This is a genomic window from Micromonospora sp. DH14 (genome assembly GCF_029809455.1).
In the GTDB taxonomy this organism is placed as follows: domain Bacteria; phylum Actinomycetota; class Actinomycetes; order Mycobacteriales; family Micromonosporaceae; genus Micromonospora; species Micromonospora parva.
In genome coordinates this window covers 1-1187 of the sequence record NZ_JARVKT010000073.1, presented here as the reverse complement: position 1 = coordinate 1187, position 1187 = coordinate 1, and the positions used below count along the sequence as shown (strand labels likewise).

Sequence of the window (1187 nt, the reverse complement as noted above, 5' to 3'; positions counted from 1 at the left end):
TTGGTCAGGGCGATCCGCTGGTAGCCGGGGCGTACGTACTTGGCGTACTGGGAGAAGGCGTAGCCGCGTTTGAGGGGGGCGCCGGCGACGGTGCCGTAGGCGGACTCGCCGTCACCGATGAAGGAGTAGTAGCGTTTGCCGTACCACCAGATGTAGGCGTTCCAGTTGGCCTCCATCGATTTGTGCACGGTGCGCATGATGTCGTCGAGGGTTTCGTTCCAGACCGCGGTGTTGGCGGGGTTGCCCCAGATGTTGGAGCCGCCTCCGTCGGCGGCGTGCAGGTTCCACTCGGTCATCCACACCGGTTTGTTGTGCTGCTCCGCTAAGGGGTACGACTTCAGCCGGCCTGAGGCTTCGGTGCCGTAGAGGTGCCCGCCGATGTAGCCGATGTTGGTGCGGGCGGTCGCGTCGTTGAGGGTCGGGTCGGTGAAGGTGTAGTTCATGTTCACCGCTTCGGCGACCATCAGTTTGGTGTTCTGCACCCTCGCGCCCTGGTCGCGGACGAACGTGCGGAGTTCGGTGCCGCTCCAGTCCATCGAGTCGTAGTCCGGGTGCCAGTCGGGCTCGTTCTGCACCGACGTGACGTCGACGCTCACGCCCTGGCCGCGCATGTACTGCACGTAGCTGTTCAGGTGGTTGGCGTAGTCGTCGTAGTAGTCGGTCTTCAGTTTGCCGCCGTTGACCCGGCTGTTGTTCGTCTTCCACGCCGCCGGGGCGGTCCACGGCGAGGCGAGGATCTTCACGTTCGACCCGTACGTCTTCGCCGTCTTCAACGAGTTCACGTGCGTGGCCCACTCGCTGGACACCGGTGACAGGCCGGTACGCACGATGGACAACCCCAACTGGTTGGCGCCCATCCCGACCAACGTCTGAGTGTCGGTCGTCGACCAGGCGCTACCCCAGATGGACTGCGCGGCCCCGAAACCGTCGACGGTCTGGTACCGGGTCGCGCTGTTCACCGTGATGTCGGCCGGCCCGTTCGGAGGCGGGTCCGTCGGCGGCGGGTCCGTCGGCGGGGGCGTGGTCGGCGTCGTAGCACCGGTGCAGGCCACCCCGTTCACCGCGAACGTGCCCGGAGCGGGGTTGCTGCCGGTCCACGAGCCGTTGAAACCGAACGAGACCACCCCGTTGGTCGGCAAGGCACCGTTGTAGCCGACATTCTTCGCGGTGACAGCGGCACCGCTCTG

The 1187-nt window shown here is 65.8% G+C and carries 1 protein-coding gene; it reads right to left on the bottom strand.

Features of this window, described 5'->3' with window-relative positions; all coding sequences use genetic code 11:
* The coding region (locus QCZ28_RS34375; protein WP_279520521.1) for a cellulose binding domain-containing protein at positions 1–1187 on the bottom strand (1187 nt) is incomplete at both ends.